Source organism: Rouxiella silvae (genome assembly GCF_002093625.1).
Lineage (GTDB): Bacteria > Pseudomonadota > Gammaproteobacteria > Enterobacterales > Enterobacteriaceae > Rouxiella > Rouxiella silvae.
This window is the reverse complement of sequence record NZ_MRWD01000004.1, coordinates 26,440-44,129: the sequence shown is the minus strand read 5'-3', so window position 1 is coordinate 44,129 and position 17,690 is coordinate 26,440. Positions and strand designations below refer to the sequence as shown.

Sequence of the window (17,690 nt, the reverse complement as noted above, 5' to 3'; positions counted from 1 at the left end):
ACAGGTGTACGTTTTTCCGACTTTCTCAACGGATATGGATTCAGACGATGAAATTTATCGGTAAATTGCTGCTGACAATAGCTCTGCTGTTGGTTCTGGCAATCGTCATACTGTACGTTTTACTGCAAACACGTTGGGCCGCTGGCTCGCTTAGCCGTTGGGTAAGCGATAACAGTGAATATCGTTTGTCGTTTGATAAAGTCGATCACTCCTGGTCTACCCCTTCGCGCATCACGCTTTCAGGCGTGAAGTTTGGTGAAAAGAATCAGCCTGACGTGCTTGATGCCAACGAAGTTGATTTCGACCTGAGCTGGCGTCAAATTACCGATCCGCGCTTTTTCGACCGACTGGTGCTGGTAGACGGCACGCTGAACCTCTCTCCATCCCCTCTGAATCTGCCGATGCAGGCCAATACGTTGCAGTTAAATAATATTGCGCTGAACGGCAGCCTTGAGCAGTGGAAAGTGGCAGGCAAAAACGTGAATGCGGGAATTACGCCGTGGCAGCCGGCCAAGAACGCGGTATTAGGCAATAATGCCCAATTCCAATTGAGTGCAGACACGCTGGCGCTGGACGACATTCCGGCTAATAATGTGTTGATTCAAGGACGTATAAACAATCAGCAGCTGACACTGAGTAATTTTGGTGCCGATATGGCGCGTGGGCAGCTCACAGGTAAAGCCAGTCGCAGCATCGACGGCAGCTGGACGTTGGATAATTTGCGTCTGAGCAACATCAGGCTGCAAAGCGCACAGCCTATTTCTACCTTCTGGCAGGAGTTTGTGAAGCTGCCGAAAGTGGACATAAAACGCCTGGATCTGATTGATGCTCGCCTTCAGGGCCAAAACTGGGCGTTCACCGATCTGGACATGACCATCACCGACGTCACTTTGCAGCAGGGTGACTGGCAGAGTACTGACGGACAACTGTCGCTGAATGCCACCGACCTGATTAACGGCAATCTGCACTTCCTCGATCCTATCGTCAACCTCGACCTCTCCTCTCAGGGCGTTGCCATTCGACAATTCGGCACCCGCTGGGAAGGCGGTCTGCTGCGCACTACCGGCAGTTGGGAACGCGCAACCAAAAGTTTGAAGCTTGATGATGTCAGCGTTGCCGCCCTGGAATACACGCTGCCGCCGAACTGGCGACAATTGTGGGTTGATACGCTGCCGGACTGGCTGTCAGAAGTCTCGGTCGACAAGTTTACGGCTAACCGCAACCTGATCATCGATATATCACCTGATTTCCCGTTCCAGCTTACCTCGCTCGACGGTTTTGGTACCAACCTACAGTTGGCACATAATCATCAGTGGGGAATTTGGTCGGGCAAGCTGAATCTTAATGCCAGCGACGCCACCTTTAATAAGAATGACGTTCGCCGTCCTTCCCTGGCGCTGGAAGCCAGCACTGACAAGGTTAACATTACCGAGCTGAGCGCCTTTACCAAAGAGGGGCTGCTAGAGGCCACCGCCACCGTGAGCCAGCAGCCACAGCGTGACTTCACGGTGAAACTGAACGGCCGCGCGGTGCCTGCCAACGAATTGCAAAACTGGGGATGGCCGGAAATTCCGTTACAGGGCAATGTGAACCTACAGCTAGATTTGCAGGGGCAGATGCCCGCCAACGTTGATTTCAAACCAACGCTAAACGGGGCGCTTCACGCGACGGGTAATGACGGTAAGCAGGTCCAGCAGCAAATGACCAAAGGTGTCACGGGGCCTGCTCAATAAATAAATTTATTATTTGAATTAGCTGACAAGCCCGGTACAAGCCGGGCTTGTTATTAATTGATCGACGGCTCTAAAGGCGCATCGGCTGAGGCCGGCAACACCAGGTAAGTTCCCTCAAACACCGCGCCCTCTCCCTCTTCACCCATCAACTGTACGTCTAGCTGTACTCGAGCCTTACGCCCTTTTGCCAGTCTGTCGAGATCACCGCTTATCGAACTGAGATCGGCTATCGCCCGAGGCCTTCCGGTTACCGGTGAACTGTAGCGGATGTGTGCATCGGCCAGCACGATGGTGCCGCCAAGATGTCTTTCACGCAGCAGCAGCCAGATAAGTCCCCAGCCCGTCAGCGTCGCCAGTGAAAACAGACTGCCGGCAAAAAGAGTGTGGTGTGGATTTTGATTGCCGTTTTCAGGCATGGTGGTGACAAAACGCTGGCCGGTATACTGGCTAATCCTTACGCCCATTTTTTCACTCAGTGGAATATGGTCGTACCAAGCCTGCTGCAACTGACCGCACCAGTCTGGGCGATGCAAAATATCGTCCAGCGTGGCGATCGGTTTGATCATTAAAAAGTGGCGCACCGGCGTCGTCTGCGGGGTGGTGATTTCACCTTGGTTGATGAACCCCAACTTTGCGAAAAATTCAACGGCGTCTTCACGGGCGCTACACACTACGCGTTTTACCCCTTCCTGGCGCGCAACGGACTCCAACGTCATCGCAACCAGCGTCCCCAGCCCTTTAGCCTGCACGTTAGGATTAACCGCAAGAAAACGAATAGAGGCTTCGTTGTCGGCATTAATATATAAGCGCCCTACGGCAACAGCTTCACCCTGCTCGTCCACCACCATTTGATGGTGCGCCATGGCATCATAAGCATCACGCTCGGACCCTTCAGGCTGATGAAGAGGTTTACGCAGCATTTCCCAACGAAATTTGTAATAGGCAGCCAGTTCTGATTCGGTAACGGGAACTCTAAGATGATACATAGATACTTTCTCTCTCAGGCGATGCGCCGTTGCTTCAGACCTGTAACCAGAAGGTCACGGGACCATCGTTGACCAAAGCCACTTTCATATCCGCGGCGAAACGACCTGTTTCGGTATGAATACCTTTCTCGCGACACTGACCATTGAAATATTGGTACAGCCGGTCGGCGTCTGCCGGTGCTGCTCCGCGCGAAAAACCGGGGCGCGTGCCCTTCTGAGTGTCGGCAACCAGCGTAAACTGCGATACCACCAGCAGACCGCCGCCCGCTTGAGTCACGTTCAAATTCATTTTTCCTTCGCTGTCGCCAAACACGCGGTAACCGGCCACTTTCTCGCACAGCTTCTTGGCTTTTTGCTCGTCATCGCCCTGCTCAACACCCAGTAATACCAGCAAACCTGAGCCAATCTCACCGCACACTTCGCCGTCTACGGTGACGCTGGCCTGTAAAACTCTCTGAATTAACGCAATCATAACGACTCTATTTCTCCTGCAACGCGGTTTCTTCGTCAGGCTCTTGTGCACGAAACTCACCGAGTGTCACGGTGATTTCAGCCCCCAACAACACGATACACCAGCTGATATAGACCCATAAAAATAGAATCGGGATCACCGCCAGTACGCCGTAAATCAGCTGATAAGAAGGAAACAGCTGCACATAAAGCGCAAAGACTTTCTTGCCCAGCTCAAACAGTGCACCGGCAACCAGCGCGCCAATCAGCGCATCACGAGTCGGGACGCTGGCTTTAGGCACAATCGAGTACAGCAGCCAGAATGAAATCCATGAAATGAGGAGCGGCAAGGCCCGTAACAATCTGTCCACTATAGAGTGGACACCGCTAAGGCTTAGCCAGTTCAACGACAGAAGATAAGAACTGATGGCCACGCTGGCGACCAGCAGAATGGGTCCCAGCGTCAGCACCATCCAGTACATGGCAAAAGAGTAAACAATGGGCCGCCTGGAATGGGTATTCCAAATTTTGTTCAGCACGCTGTCGACCGAAGCAATCAGCAGCAGCGAGGTCACAATTAAACCGCAGGTCCCCACCGCCGTCATTTTGCTCGAGTTAGAGACAAACTGTTCGAGATAGCGCTGAATGATATTGCCAGTGGCGGGCAAAAAATTGGCAAAGATAAAATCCTTCAACTGGGTGCTAATATCTGAAAACACGGGAAACAGCGCAAACAGTGAAAACACTACGGCAATCAGCGGCACCAGTGAAAGCAGTGAAACATAGGCAAGATGCCCCGCCAACAAGGTTAATCCATCGTTGTCGGCGCGCTTAAACAGCATGTGGCTAAAACGAGCTGCAGACTTGAGTCTGGGATGGAGCCTTGGCATTGTTTCGTCCTTGTGTACTTAGGTAATTTGGTTTCCAGAGAAATGACGCGGCAGTGTCTGGCTGTCGACGACAAGAATGGCTTGGATACCCAGCGCACTGGCGGCATTGACGTTTTCGGCCACGTCGTCAAAGAACACCGTTTCCTGCGCCTTAAAGCCTTCTTTATCCAACACGTGCTGGAAAATAGCCGGTTCAGGCTTTCTCATCCCCAACTCTTGAGACAAGTATATCGCATCGGCATTTTGCTCTATTTCAGGGTAGTGTGTTGGCCAGTGCTCAAGGTGAAGACGGTTGGTATTGGACAGCACCACCACGCGATGACCCTGCTCACGCAGCGATTTCATCACGGCAATAGCGTCGGGACGCAGGCCAATGAAAATAGACTGCCAACCGGCACTAAACTGCTCGAAACTCAGCGCAATGCCCATCTCATGGCAAAGCTGCTCGGCAAACTGTTCATCACTGATTTCGCCGCGCTCGTGCTGCTCGAACACTTCGCCCATTTTGAATCTTTCAATGAGATGCGCCAGCGGGGCTCCGCTGAGATTGCTCCATACGCCCAGCACACGTTTGAAATCGATATCAATTAACACGTTGCCCATATCAAATATATACAGCATTGCACGCTCCTGATTTCAAAGATGAAGCTTACTTTATTAATAACTTACTTCATTGGTAAAGAGTAGGTTATGGGTAAAGAGTAGGTTAGCGGTAAATCATAGGTCTGAACAGTGACACGGATACAAGCTTGATGCTTGTTTAATGAAAAAGTAGATAAAAAAAAGGACACCCGAAGGTGCCCTCTTAACGAAAAACGTTTAACCGGGAAGAAGATTAACCTTCTTTAGGACCACGGCTAGCACGTTTACGGTCGTTCTCGGTCAGGTGACGTTTACGGATACGCACAGACAGAGGTGTTACTTCTACCAATTCGTCATCATCCAGGAACTCGATCGCTTGTTCCAGAGACATTTTGATAGCAGGAACCAGCGTCGTTGCTTCATCAGTACCTGAAGCACGCATGTTGGTCAGTTTCTTACCGGTCAAGCAGTTAACCGTCAGGTCGTTAGAACGTGAGTGAATACCGATAACCTGGCCTTCATACACTTCTGCACCGTGACCCAGGAACAGCTTACCGCGATCTTGCAGACCGAACAGAGCAAACGCAACCGCTTTACCCTGGCCGTTAGAGATAAGCACGCCGTTCTGACGCTGGCCAATTTCGCCTGGACGAACGTCGTCGTAGTGGCTGAAAGTGGAGTAAAGCAGACCAGTACCAGAGGTCATGGTCATGAATTCGGTACGGAAACCGATCAGGCCACGAGCCGGGATCAGGTAATCGAGACGAATACGACCTTTGCCGTCAGGGATCATGTCCTTAACGTCGCCTTTACGCTCACCCATGGCTTGCATGACTGAACCCTGGTTTTGTTCTTCGATATCCAAAGTCACGTTTTCGAACGGCTCTTGCATGCGGCCATCGATTTTACGGTTGATAACTTTAGGACGAGAAACGGCCAGTTCGAAACCTTCACGACGCATGTTTTCGATCAGAACCGACAGGTGAAGTTCACCACGGCCTGAAACGCGGAATGCGTCGGAGTCTTCGGTTTCTTCAACACGCAGTGCCACGTTGTGCACCAGCTCTTTGTTCAGACGGTCAAGAATCTGACGTGAAGTCACATACTTACCTTCTTTACCACAGAACGGAGAGGTGTTTACGTTGAAGTACATGGTAACGGTTGGTTCATCAACGCTCAGTGCTGGCAGCGCTTCAACATTCTGTGGATCACAGATGGTGTCGGAGATGTTCAACTCGCCCAGACCGGTGATAGCAATGATATCGCCCGCTTCAGCGGTAGCAGCTTCGATACGCTCCAGACCCATGTGGGTCAGAACTTTACCGACTTTACCGTTGCGAGTTTTGCCTTCGCTATCGATAATCGTAACCTGTTGGTTAACTTTTGCTACGCCGCGCTTGATACGGCCAATGCCGATAACGCCAACGTAGTTGTTGTAGTCCAACTGGGAGATTTGCATCTGCAGTGGGCCATTGCTGTCAACCTGTGGAGCAGATACGTGGTCAACAATTGCCTGGTACAGCGGGGTCATGTCTTCGGCCATATCGTTATGGTCGGTGCCCGCGATACCCAGCAGTGCTGATGCATAAATGATTGGGAAATCAAGTTGCTCGTCGGTCGCATCAAGGTTTACGAACAGGTCGAATACCTGGTCTACAACCCAGTCAGGACGTGCGCCAGGACGGTCAACCTTGTTGATTACCACGATCGGCTTCAGACCATTAGCAAATGCTTTTTTGGTCACGAAACGGGTTTGCGGCATAGGGCCATCCATTGCATCCACAACCAGCAGCACCGAGTCAACCATTGACATCACACGCTCTACCTCACCGCCGAAGTCGGCGTGTCCTGGGGTATCCACGATGTTGATGCGGTAGTCTTTCCAATTAATGGCGGTGTTTTTTGCGAGGATGGTAATCCCACGCTCTTTCTCCAAATCGTTGGAGTCCATTACGCGTTCGGTGGCTTCTACACGTTCTCCGAAGGTACCGGATTGTTGTAGCAGCTTATCAACCAAGGTAGTTTTACCATGGTCAACGTGGGCAATAATGGCGATGTTACGCAAATTTTCGATCACAGCTTTGCCTCAGGCATTTAGAAATATAGAAATAGCGCGCTATTGTACACGTATTAGGCTAGGTTCTAAACAAGTTCACAAGATTCTCTTCGAAACAAGTTCTGTCTGGTCATTTTACGATCCCTTTCACGGTGCAAATCTCACCTTGACCCAATTTGGTGCACCATTTTGGTTCACCACCCCGACAGCATTGATCCAAAATGGTGCATAATTTCCGTTATGGTGCATACTCAATAACGGTAAAGGCCGCGTCAAATGGCCTTTGCTCCTTTTTCACAAAGTTGGCACAGATTTCGCAATCATCTATTCAGGGTGAAAAGAGTCTTATCAGAGGAAGTAAAAAAGCTGTTTAGGCCACACGCCATTTTCAACAATGTTTGATTATTCGTTTCGTTCCACGACGATGACATAATGAGAAATTCGGGAGAACTAGTATGTCCGCTGAACACGTTTTTGCGATTATCAAGGAAAATGAAGTTAAATTCATCGACCTTCGCTTCACCGACACCAAGGGTAAAGAACAGCACGTTACCATCCCATCTCACCAGGTAAGCCCTGACTTCTTTGAAGATGGTAAAATGTTCGATGGTTCATCCATCGGCGGCTGGAAAACAATCAACGACTCAGACATGGTTCTGATGCCAGACCCAAGCACTGCGGTTCTTGACCCATTCTTTGAAGAGTCAACCTTGATTATCCGTTGTGATATCGTGGAACCAAACACGCTGCAAGGTTATGACCGTGACCCACGTTCAACGGCAAAACGTGCTGAAGACTTCTTGAAATCTTCAGGCATCGCGGACACCGTTCTGTTCGGACCAGAGCCAGAATTCTTCCTGTTTGATGACGTTCGCTTCGGCAGCAGCATCTCGGGTTCACACGTTGCTATCGATGATATCGAAGGCGCATGGAACTCAAGCACCAAATACGAAGGCGGCAACAAAGGCCACCGTCCAGCAGTTAAAGGCGGTTACTTCCCAGTTCCTCCGGTCGACTCCGCTCAGGACCTGCGTTCTACCATGTGTTTGACCATGGAAGAAATGGGCCTGGTTGTTGAAGCTCACCACCACGAAGTGGCGACCGCTGGCCAGAACGAAGTGGCAACCCGCTTCAACACTCTGACCAAAAAAGCTGACGAAATCCAAATCTACAAATACGTGGTGCACAACGTGGCTCACGCATTTGGCAAAACTGCGACCTTTATGCCAAAACCAATGTTTGGCGATAACGGTTCAGGCATGCACTGCCACATGTCTCTGTCTAAAGACGGTAACAACCTGTTCTCTGGCGACAAATACGGCGGCCTGTCTGAAACTGCGCTGTACTACATCGGGGGTATCATCAAGCACGCAAAAGCCATCAATGCGTACGCTAACCCGACGACTAACTCTTACAAGCGTCTGGTCCCAGGCTACGAAGCCCCTGTTATGCTGGCTTACTCAGCGCGTAACCGTTCTGCTTCAATCCGTATTCCACACGTTTCTAGCCCTAAAGCAATGCGTATCGAAGCGCGCTTCCCTGATCCAGCGGCCAACCCATACCTGGCGTTTGCTGCACTGCTGATGGCTGGCCTTGATGGCATCATCAACAAAATCCATCCTGGCGATGCAATGGACAAAGACCTGTACCACCTGCCACCAGAAGAAGCGGCAGAGATCCCACAGGTTGCTGGCTCTCTGGAAGAAGCGTTGAACTGCCTCGATGCAGACCGTGAGTTCCTGACCCGCGGTGGTGTGTTCTCTGATGACGCGATCGATGCTTACATCGCACTGCGTACTGAAGAAAATGACCGCATTCGCATGACGCCACACCCAGTAGAGTTCGAACTGTACTACAGCGTCTAATAAACGCCGTAGCGCTGGGGAGCGGATGGGTTCGCTCTCTGAGCTTTACATCCTGCACCGCCGTGCATTCGCGGGGGTGCAGAGCAAAAAATATCTCGATATTTTTGTTGCCGTGGAAACGTTAGCCCATCTCCGGATGGGCTTTTTTCTCCACGCGACTTCCCTGTGTGACACCACTGACCCGACTGTTTGGCGGGTAGCGGTTTAAATGCACCAATCAGGTGCGGGAGACTGCTGTATGGCAACCGGCAAGCTGCCCGATGCTGGGCAGATCCTTAATTCTCTTATCAACAGCGTTCTGCTGTTGGACGACGACTTGGCCGTGCATTACGCCAATCCGGCGGCTCAGCAATTATTAGCGCAGAGTTCACGTAAGCTTTTCGGGACACCGTTACCCGATCTGGTGGGCTACTTTTCGCTCAACATTGAGCTCATGCGTGAAAGTATTGAGGCTGGGCAAGGGTTTACCGACAGCGAAGTCACCCTGGTGGTAGATGGTCGGGCGCACATTATGTCGCTGACCGCACAGGCTTTGCCGGAAGGTTTTATTCTGATTGAGCTGGCGCCGATGGATAACCAGCGTCGCCTGAGTCAGGAACAGCTTCAGCACGCGCAGCAGGTTGCCGCAAGGGACCTTATTCGCGGGCTGGCACATGAAATAAAAAACCCGCTGGGTGGATTACGGGGTGCGGCGCAGCTTTTGTCGAAAGCGCTGCCCGATCCTTCCCTGCTGGAATATACCAAAGTCATTATCGAGCAGGCCGACCGATTGCGAAATCTGGTTGACCGTTTGTTGGGCCCTCAGCGTCCGAGCCAGCATATTACGCAAAGCATCCACCAGGTTGCGGAGCGCGTTTGCCAACTGGTCTCGATGGAGAAGCCTGATAACGTCCAACTGGTTCGTGATTACGATCCTAGCCTGCCGGAACTGGCCCACGACCCGGATCAAATAGAGCAGATTCTGCTTAATATTACCCGGAATGCCCTGCAGGCATTGGGAGAAGAAGGCGGCACTATTACGTTAAGAACGCGTACCGCTTTCCAAATTACTCTGCACGGTGTGCGCTATCGCCTGGTGGCCCGCATTGATATTGAAGATGACGGTCCCGGCGTTCCTGCGCATCTGCAGGATACACTTTTTTACCCTATGGTCAGTGGCCGCGAGGGAGGAACAGGTCTGGGCCTGTCCATCGCGCGCAGTTTGATTGACCAGCATTCGGGTAAAGTTGAATTTAACAGTTGGCCAGGACATACCGAATTCTCGGTGTTCCTGCCCATTCGCCAGTGAGGTTCTTATGCAACGAGGGATAGTCTGGATCGTCGATGACGATAGCTCCATCCGCTGGGTACTTGAACGCGCGCTCACTGGGGCGGGTTTAAACTGCACCACGTTCGACAGCGGCAATGAAGTATTGGAAGCCATTGCGACTCAAACCCCTGACGTTTTGTTATCAGATATTCGCATGCCCGGTATGGATGGGCTGGCGCTGTTAAAACAAATCAAACAACGTCACCCGATGCTTCCGGTCATCATAATGACTGCGCATTCGGACCTGGACGCCGCGGTCAGTGCCTATCAACAGGGTGCATTTGACTACCTGCCGAAGCCTTTTGATATCGACGAAGCAGTTGCCCTGGTTGAACGCGCGATCAGCCACTATCAGGAGCAACAGCAGCCGGCACGCAGTCAACCGGCCAGCGGGCCGACGGCGGATATCATCGGTGAAGCACCGGCCATGCAGGACGTATTTCGCATCATCGGCCGTCTCTCTCGCTCCTCGATAAGCGTACTGATTAATGGCGAATCGGGAACCGGTAAAGAGTTGGTGGCGCACGCGCTGCATCGCCACAGCCCGCGAGCCAAAGCGCCTTTTATCGCGCTTAATATGGCGGCGATCCCCAAGGACTTGATTGAGTCCGAACTCTTTGGTCATGAGAAAGGGGCTTTTACCGGCGCCAATCAGATTCGCCAAGGACGTTTTGAGCAGGCCGATAATGGTACCCTTTTCCTGGACGAAATCGGTGATATGCCGATGGACGTACAGACCCGTTTGCTGCGCGTATTGGCCGACGGCCAGTTCTATCGCGTGGGGGGATATGCGCCGGTAAAAGTAGACGTCCGTATTATTGCCGCTACGCACCAGAACCTTGAGCTGCGCGTTCAGGAAGGCAAATTCCGCGAGGACTTGTTCCACCGCCTGAACGTGATCCGCGTGCATCTGCCGCCACTGCGTGAGCGTCGTGAAGACATTCCACGTCTGGCGCGCTACTTCTTGCAGGTTGCAGCTAAAGAGTTGGGCGTTGAGGCCAAAAATCTGCATCCGGAAACGGAAACTGCGCTGACACGCCTGCCTTGGCAGGGCAACGTGCGCCAGCTCGAAAACACCTGTCGCTGGCTGACAGTGATGGCGGCCGGACAAGAAGTGCTGATTCAGGACCTGCCTCCCGAGCTGTTTGAAAGCAGCGCGCCGGAGACCGGTGGGCAAAGCCTGCCTGACAGCTGGGCAACCTTGCTGGCACAGTGGGCCGACCGCGCGCTGCGTTCCGGTCATCAAAACCTGCTTTCTGAAGCACAGCCTGAAATGGAGCGCACACTGCTGACGACTGCACTGCGCCACACTCAGGGCCATAAACAGGAAGCCGCTCGTCTGCTGGGCTGGGGTCGTAACACCCTCACGCGCAAGCTAAAAGAGTTAGGTATGGAGTAAGCCGAGCACGCCGACATCGCGATGCGCAGCCGTAATATCAAGCCTTGGCCATTCATTAACGCCAAGGCTTTTTTTTGCCTTTAACGCGCTAACACCGCCGTGTCGAAATTTAAATTGTTTGTCCTTGCTCACAAAGTCACAACGCTTTTTCCCCCTCTAAGCTTGGTCTCACGCCCTCTATTTGCCGCCAAAACGACCGAAACTGCGAATGCGAAATTTATTAAAAGTGCCTATTATCAAGGCCGATAGATAATTTCGAACCTTTTGGTACATTTATAATTTAATTTATCAACATTTTTTGAATCCTTATCATTCCCGCGAGGAATCTATTCATAAAACCAGATGCCATTTTTCACCTCTTGTTACTGACATAATTCATAAAAATAACCCAAAAGAAACAAACAGCTAACCACTGTTCGAACAAAACTCTTTTTATCTTCCCCCTACAGAGGAATGAAGCGATGCTGGTGACCCTGAGTGTATTGATGCTCATTTTCTTTATCTTTTGTCTAATGACCAAACGCCTGTCGGCGTTAACGGCGCTTATTCTAATTCCGACCGTGTTTGCTCTTATTGGCGGGTTTTATGCCAGCATCGGCAAATACATGATGGATGGCATCAGGACCGTTGCACCTAACGGGGTAATGATTATCTTTGCCATGCTCTATTTCATGGTGATGACTGAAGCGGGGATGTTCGACCCGCTGGTTAAGCGAGTTATCAAAGCCGTGAAAGGCGACCCGGTTAAAATTTTCCTCGGCACCGTGCTACTGGCTTTTTTGGTGGCACTGGACGGCGACGGGGCCACCATCTACATCATCGTGCTCTCCGCTTTTTTACCCATTTACAAACGCCTCGGTCTCTCGCTGCCGATGGTGTGCTGCCTTCTGCTGCAAGTCTCAGGGCTGGGCAATATGGTGCCTTGGGGCGGTCCAACGGCGCGGGCAGCCACCTCGATGCACGTCGATATTGGCGCAATGTTTGTACCAATGATCCCGGCGCTGTTAGCCAGCGCGGCCTGGACTTTTGTGCTGGCCTACCTCTTTGGTCGCCGTGAGCGCGCGCGTTTAGGACCCGACTTAAACATAAATTTTGAAAATGCGATTGAGGATCAGCACCGCTGCCGTGGAGCAAAAACTTTCTACTTTAATTGGACTTTAACCATTTTGTTGATAATTGGTTTATGTATGGAGGTGTTGCCGCTAAGCTATCTGTTCATGATTGCCGCCTGTCTGGCGCTTATCGTTAATTTTCCGGACCTGTCGGCGCAAAAAGATCAGTTGGAGCAACACGCTCCTCCGATCCTTGCCGTTTCCAGCCTAATCTTCGCGGCCGGCGTATTTACCGGTGTTTTTACCGGAACGGGCATGGTGAACGCGGTAGGCAGTGCCCTGTTAAACGTTATTCCGGACACGTTAGGCCCCTACATGGCGGTAGTGACGGCGCTGCTGAGCATTCCGATGACTTGGCTGGTCTCAAACGATGTGTTCTATTTTGGCGTTTTGCCTGTGCTGGCAGATACCGCGAAGCATCACGGCATCAGCGGTATCGAGATGGCGCGCGCCGCGTTAATGGGGCAACCGGTGCATATTCTGAGCCCGCTGGTTGCTTCAACCTATTTGGTGGTCAGTATGCTGAAGCTGGATTATTCAGAAAATCAGTACTTCACCTTTAAATGGTCTCTGCTAAGCAGCCTGATTTTGATTGTCGTTTCGTTGCTTACTGGGATTTTTCCTTTTTACGCTGCATAGAGTGTTTTATGACTTGGTTATTTGATCAATGGGACTTCATCGCTATCCTGCTACAAATTATCGTAATCGACCTGCTGTTGGGCGGTGATAATGCGGTGGTTATTGCTATGGCATGCCGAAAATTGCCGCCGCACCAACGCAACAAGGCGATTATTATCGGTACCGCCGGTGCAATTATTGCGCGCGTGGTCTTATTGATAGTGGCGGTCAAACTGCTGGACTTGCCTTATCTGAAACTGGTGGGCGGCGTTTTACTGCTGTGGATTGGCATCAAGCTGGTCGCTAATGAAGACGAAGAGAGTGATATAAAAAGCGGCACCAGCCTGTGGAAAACGGCGATGACCATCGTGGTGGCCGACGTGGTGATGTCACTGGACAACGTGCTGGCCGTGGCGGCAGCGGGTAAGGGCAACTACGTTCTGGTGGCGCTTGGCGTGGTGATAAGCATCCCGATCATCATTGCCGGGAGTAAGCTGGTGCTGGCAATGATCAACCGTTTTCCGTTTATCATCATGCTGGGCGGCGCCCTGATTGGCTGGATTGCCGGCAGCATGTTTGTCACCGACCCGGCGATTGCGCATTTCGATTTTGCCGCCATTACTCATCTATCCACTATCGCCGGTGTTGTTGGCGCACTGGTTGTTCTGGCGATTGGGGTGGGCAAAAGCAAACTGGCCGTGAAAAACGGCCACTAAAGCTTTTATCGATAGCCATTGTTTAGTTTAAAAACCCCAGGAACTTAATCCGCTGGGGTTTTTTATTGGCGATAAACACGACTTATTGATGATTGTTAATCACTTTAGGCTATCGGCTGCGGCCTGAGCGATCGCGATTTCATTCGGATTGGCAGAACCGCTCACACCCACTGAGCCAATCACATTGTCGTTATAAACAACGGGATTCCCGCCGCCCAAAGGCACCATGCCCGGCAAAGTGGCAATCGCAGGCTCTGTTCCATTGGCACGGCCCATATATTTATCGGTCGGCGTACGGTAGAGCGCGGCGGCGCGCGCCTTGAGGATTGAGGAATCAATGCAGCCTACCGGCGCGGTATCCATACGTTTAAACGCCAGCAGTTGCCCTGACTGGTCCAGCACCGCGATACAGACGTTGGCGTTTAACCTGCCTGCTTTATCAATCGCTACGGCGATGAGTTTATCAGCATCGCTGCTGGTTAAAATGGCCTGCGTCGTGGTAGCGTGTGCCGAGAAAGCATTCAGGCTAGCTAGAGAACACAGTGCCGCCAGCAGGAGTAATTTCTTCATGTAGGGTCCCTTTTAAAAGTGGTAATGAGTCATAGAGAATAAGGTTATGGTTAAGTAACACTGCTCTTGAATTATTGTCGTTCACAAAATGTGAACGACACAGACATAAAACTTTTTATTATTTTTATTGAAGTGTCGCTAATGCGGCTTTGGCTGCTTCATTATCAACATTGCCGTCTGGCGTACTGACACCAATCGCACCGACCGTTTGACCCTCTAATTTGATAGGAATTCCACCGGCGAAAGGTAAAATACGTGAATTCCCCAATATAGTTAAATTGCCCTGAGAAACTTTTTGTTGATAAGTTTCCGTTGGCTGGCCGAAATAAGCGGATGTTTTGGCTTTTTCTGGTGCCAAGGCAATATTAGCGGGTGTAGACCCATCCAGACGGTCAAAGGTAATAAGCTGACCAGCGGCGTCTACAATAGCCACCGCACCGCCAATGTGGTGCGATTTAATGGTGTCCTCCGCTTTTTTCAATATAACGTTTGCCATATCCCGAGTTAATACAGGAACGCGGGTAACGCCATCATCCGCAGCCTGTGTGGCAAAACCGACTAACATCAATAACGCACAGCTGAATTTCTTCATCATTACTCTCTTTTTATTTAATACATGATGCAGACCCGAGAAACGCAGCCGGCCCTTAAAGATCCTCTGTAGATTTCTACGCCGCACTGTTCTGCATACGTTTGATTTTATTGCCCCCAAATCGGGTGCTTATCCAGTGGTCAAGGCTCCAGCGGCCCGGACCGTTGATCACCAGCAGGATAAACCCTGCGGCGCAGGAGGCATTTTTTAACCACACAATCAGATGCGGCAGGGTAAAGCCCTGATAAAAAAGAAAGCCGGCAATAATGGAAAAGGCGGCCATAAAAACGGAGGTAAAACGGGTCAAAAACCCGCAGGCAATGGCAATACTGCCACCCACTTCAAGCAGAATAACCAGCGGCAGAAAGAAAGCAGGTACGCCGTTCTGCGCCATAGTCGATACGTTTTCCGAGTATTGGACGATCTTTTCCACGCCTGAAGTAAAAAACAACCCCACAGATAAAATACGCGCAACCACACAGGAAAAAGCCGTTAGTTTATTCATATTCTATTTCACTTAGATTGATGTTTAATGAGAATTTCCGAATCTATTATTTAATCAAATTGATTCATGACAGTAATAAATACGATAAGGCAAGCTTGCAAAAAACAATGCCGGTCACCGTGGCTTAATCATCACTGCTATTTCTAACATGCACTGAATGTTAAAAAAAGTCTCAGCAAGTTATGGTTACTTACACCTTTGGTTATTTATCACTTAACGGGATTAATTCAAGTCAGGAATATTTAGATTTTATTAAGTTAATAAAAAACCGTGAATAAATCACGGTTGTTTATTAACTTAAAGACCCTCGACTTAGTAAGGTTTATTGCAGGCTGTCATTATTGATAGTCCCATATTTTCTCGGCAATCTTCACAAATTGGCGAGCCACCGGCGACAACTCACTCCAGGAATGAAACTGCAAACCAAAGGTGCGCGGCATAACCAATAGAGGCATCGGGATTTCGACCAGCGGAATGGCATGCTGGATCTCTTCCAATGCACGACGAGAAATAAAGCTCAGCAGGTTGGTTTCGACAATCACCGAGTGCAGCGTGGCTATCGAATTTGCCTCGACTTGAATGCGCGGCGGCGGATATCCTCCCGCCCGCAGGCGGTGTTCAAGCCATTGACGGGTAGCCACTTTCCTGGACGGCAGCAGCCAGTTGTACTGGTCCAACTGCTCGGAGGTTGGATGAATACCGGCCAGAGGATGATCTTTACTGGCCACCAGCACGACCGGATCGTCGAGCAGTGGTCGAGAGATAAACTCGCTGCTGGTATCGGGTAGAAAGCCCAGAATAATGTCCAGTTGCTTTTCCCGTAGCGTGTTTTGCAGCAGGTCGTTCATGCCAACTTTAACGTCCAAACGTACGCTAGGCGCCTCTGCCAGCAGGCGTTTAGCCAACTGTGGCAGCATAAACTCAGCCGCTGTTGCCGCCGCGCCAAGGCGAATGTATCCCGCAGTCCCTTCTGCTAACGCACTCATGTCGCGCTGGGTCACTTCCATGTCCTGCACAATTTTTTGAGCTCGCTCACAAAGTAGCAAACCAGCCTCAGTCAAACGGATGCCTCGGCCAACCTTTAAAATCAGTCGAGTGGCGTAGATTTTCTCCAGTCTTTGAATGCATTTTGTGAGTGCGGGTTGAGTGATACCAAGGGTTATTGCGGCACGTCCAAGATGCCCTGTGTCCTGAATAGCCAGGAAATAGCGCAGGTATTTCAGTTCCATTCCATTCCTCATAGGAATCAATAAATAAAATTTAGGCGTTATTATTTATCGTTTAACAGTGCCAATATTAATAAAAATAGCACTGGAGCAACGTATGACCTATAAGTTTTTAATGACCGCACCGGCCCTCGGCGCCGCTGGCCGCAAGGTTTTGGCGGATGCGGGCTGCGAGGTAGATTACCTGCAAAACGCTGACGACGACGGTGAAGTTGAGCGTTTAATGTCAACCCGTGCCTATGACGCCGTTATTTCCCGCACCGTCACGCTTTCTGCCGCAGCAATTAATGCCTGCCCTTCATTGAAAATTATCTGCAAACACGGCGTCGGCGTAACGAATATTGACGTTGCTGCCGCCACCGCGCACGCCATTCCCGTTCTGACAACGCCCGCAACCAATGCGCAGTCCGTTGCTGAACTGACTGTCGGACTGATGCTGAGCGCAGCACGACAACTGCCATTTTTTCAGCAGGAGATTGTCGAAGGTCGCTGGACACGTAGCAGCCAAGGAATTGAATTACATGGCAAAACTCTGGGCCTAGTCGGCTATGGCGAAATTGGCCGCCGCGTAGCCCACGTCGCCAAGGCCATCGGTATGCGCACCGCCTTCTTTGATCCCGCAATCCCATCGGGTAGCGACACCACCGACGCGGTGCAGTACTCCTCTTTGCAAGAGCTGCTGCAAAACAGCAACGTTCTGAGCCTACACTGCCCGGTTAACAAGGCGACCCGACTGATGCTCAATGCAGACACGCTGGCACAACTGCCCAATCGCGCCATTGTCATCAATACCTCACGCGGTGAACTGATTGACGAACCTGCACTGGCAAAGGCGCTCACCGACGGAAAGCTGGCCGCTGCCGGTTTAGACACGGTGGCCGTTGAACCACTGCCGCTTGACCACCCTTTCCGCCTGTTCAGCAATATCGTCATGACGCCGCACATCGGCGGCACAACCCCCGAAGCACTGGATGCCGTGGCGCGTTCTGCCGCGCAGCAGTGTTTGGATTTCTTGCAACAGCGGCGGATCAATGTTCGCGCCTGTGTAAATCCTGAAACTCTGAATAAAGGAGAGTAAAAA

At 51.1% G+C, this 17,690-nt stretch carries 16 protein-coding genes; 7 read left to right on the top strand and 9 right to left on the bottom strand.

Annotated elements, in window-relative coordinates:
• Window positions 1–47 precede the first annotated feature (47 nt).
• Window positions 48–1,733, top strand: a complete 1,686-nt coding sequence (locus tag BS639_RS02770; RefSeq protein WP_084982212.1) for an AsmA family protein — start codon at window positions 48–50, stop codon at window positions 1,731–1,733.
• Window positions 1,734–1,786: 53 nt separating this feature from the next.
• Here BS639_RS02770 and fabY read toward each other — a convergent pair whose 3' ends face one another.
• The 5 genes from fabY to typA all read right to left on the bottom strand — a co-directional run bounded on the left by fabY (window position 1,787) and on the right by typA (window position 6,718).
• Entirely contained in the window at window positions 1,787–2,719 is a 933-nt protein-coding gene (fabY, locus tag BS639_RS02765) for a fatty acid biosynthesis protein FabY (RefSeq protein WP_055773521.1), read from the bottom strand.
• Between the two features lie 34 nt (window positions 2,720–2,753).
• Window positions 2,754–3,191 (bottom strand): D-aminoacyl-tRNA deacylase, encoded by a 438-nt coding sequence (dtd, locus tag BS639_RS02760; RefSeq protein ID WP_055773519.1) that lies wholly within the window; start codon window positions 3,189–3,191, stop codon window positions 2,754–2,756.
• 7 nt (window positions 3,192–3,198) lie between these two features.
• A complete protein-coding gene (locus tag BS639_RS02755; RefSeq protein ID WP_055773513.1) occupies window positions 3,199–4,059 on the bottom strand; it encodes a virulence factor BrkB family protein in 861 nt (286 codons plus the stop codon).
• 18 nt (window positions 4,060–4,077) lie between these two features.
• Entirely contained in the window at window positions 4,078–4,680 is a 603-nt protein-coding gene (yihX, locus tag BS639_RS02750) for a glucose-1-phosphatase (protein WP_055773511.1), read from the bottom strand.
• A gap of 214 nt (window positions 4,681–4,894) precedes the next feature.
• The gene (typA, locus tag BS639_RS02745) at window positions 4,895–6,718 is read right to left on the bottom strand and encodes a ribosome-dependent GTPase TypA (RefSeq protein WP_055773509.1); all 1,824 of its coding nucleotides are present in this window, start codon (window positions 6,716–6,718) and stop codon (window positions 4,895–4,897) included.
• Between the two features lie 434 nt (window positions 6,719–7,152).
• Between typA and glnA the strand changes: the two genes are divergently transcribed.
• From glnA to BS639_RS02715, 5 genes are all read left to right on the top strand, one after another.
• Window positions 7,153–8,562: a glutamate--ammonia ligase gene (gene glnA / locus BS639_RS02740; protein ID WP_055773507.1), complete on the top strand. Its 1,410-nt coding sequence runs from the start codon at window positions 7,153–7,155 to the stop codon at window positions 8,560–8,562.
• Between the two features lie 238 nt (window positions 8,563–8,800).
• A complete protein-coding gene (gene glnL, locus BS639_RS02730) occupies window positions 8,801–9,850 on the top strand; it encodes a nitrogen regulation protein NR(II) (RefSeq protein ID WP_055773503.1) in 1,050 nt (349 codons plus the stop codon).
• Between the two features lie 7 nt (window positions 9,851–9,857).
• Window positions 9,858–11,270: a nitrogen regulation protein NR(I) gene (glnG, locus tag BS639_RS02725; protein WP_045049689.1), complete on the top strand. Its 1,413-nt coding sequence runs from the start codon at window positions 9,858–9,860 to the stop codon at window positions 11,268–11,270.
• 461 nt (window positions 11,271–11,731) lie between these two features.
• Window positions 11,732–13,021 (top strand): CitMHS family transporter, encoded by a 1,290-nt coding sequence (locus BS639_RS02720; protein WP_084982211.1) that lies wholly within the window; start codon window positions 11,732–11,734, stop codon window positions 13,019–13,021.
• Window positions 13,022–13,029: 8 nt separating this feature from the next.
• Complete coding sequence (locus tag BS639_RS02715; protein WP_055773498.1) at window positions 13,030–13,716, top strand: TerC family protein; 687 nt, start codon at window positions 13,030–13,032, stop codon at window positions 13,714–13,716.
• A gap of 99 nt (window positions 13,717–13,815) precedes the next feature.
• On the opposite strand, the gene BS639_RS02710 is transcribed toward BS639_RS02715, so the two are convergent.
• The 4 genes from BS639_RS02710 to BS639_RS02695 all read right to left on the bottom strand — a co-directional run bounded on the left by BS639_RS02710 (window position 13,816) and on the right by BS639_RS02695 (window position 16,612).
• On the bottom strand, window positions 13,816–14,286 hold the full coding sequence (locus BS639_RS02710) for a GlcG/HbpS family heme-binding protein (RefSeq protein ID WP_084982210.1): 471 nt from the start codon (window positions 14,284–14,286) through the stop codon (window positions 13,816–13,818).
• Window positions 14,287–14,410: 124 nt separating this feature from the next.
• A complete protein-coding gene (locus BS639_RS02705) occupies window positions 14,411–14,881 on the bottom strand; it encodes a GlcG/HbpS family heme-binding protein (RefSeq protein ID WP_228779784.1) in 471 nt (156 codons plus the stop codon).
• 73 nt (window positions 14,882–14,954) lie between these two features.
• Complete coding sequence (locus BS639_RS02700; RefSeq protein ID WP_055773492.1) at window positions 14,955–15,383, bottom strand: DoxX family protein; 429 nt, start codon at window positions 15,381–15,383, stop codon at window positions 14,955–14,957.
• A gap of 338 nt (window positions 15,384–15,721) precedes the next feature.
• Complete coding sequence (locus BS639_RS02695; protein WP_055773490.1) at window positions 15,722–16,612, bottom strand: LysR family transcriptional regulator; 891 nt, start codon at window positions 16,610–16,612, stop codon at window positions 15,722–15,724.
• Between the two features lie 94 nt (window positions 16,613–16,706).
• Here BS639_RS02695 and BS639_RS02690 point away from each other — a divergent pair, with 94 nt between their 5' ends.
• Complete coding sequence (locus BS639_RS02690; protein ID WP_084982209.1) at window positions 16,707–17,687, top strand: hydroxyacid dehydrogenase; 981 nt, start codon at window positions 16,707–16,709, stop codon at window positions 17,685–17,687.
• The last annotated feature ends 3 nt before the right edge of the window (window positions 17,688–17,690 follow it).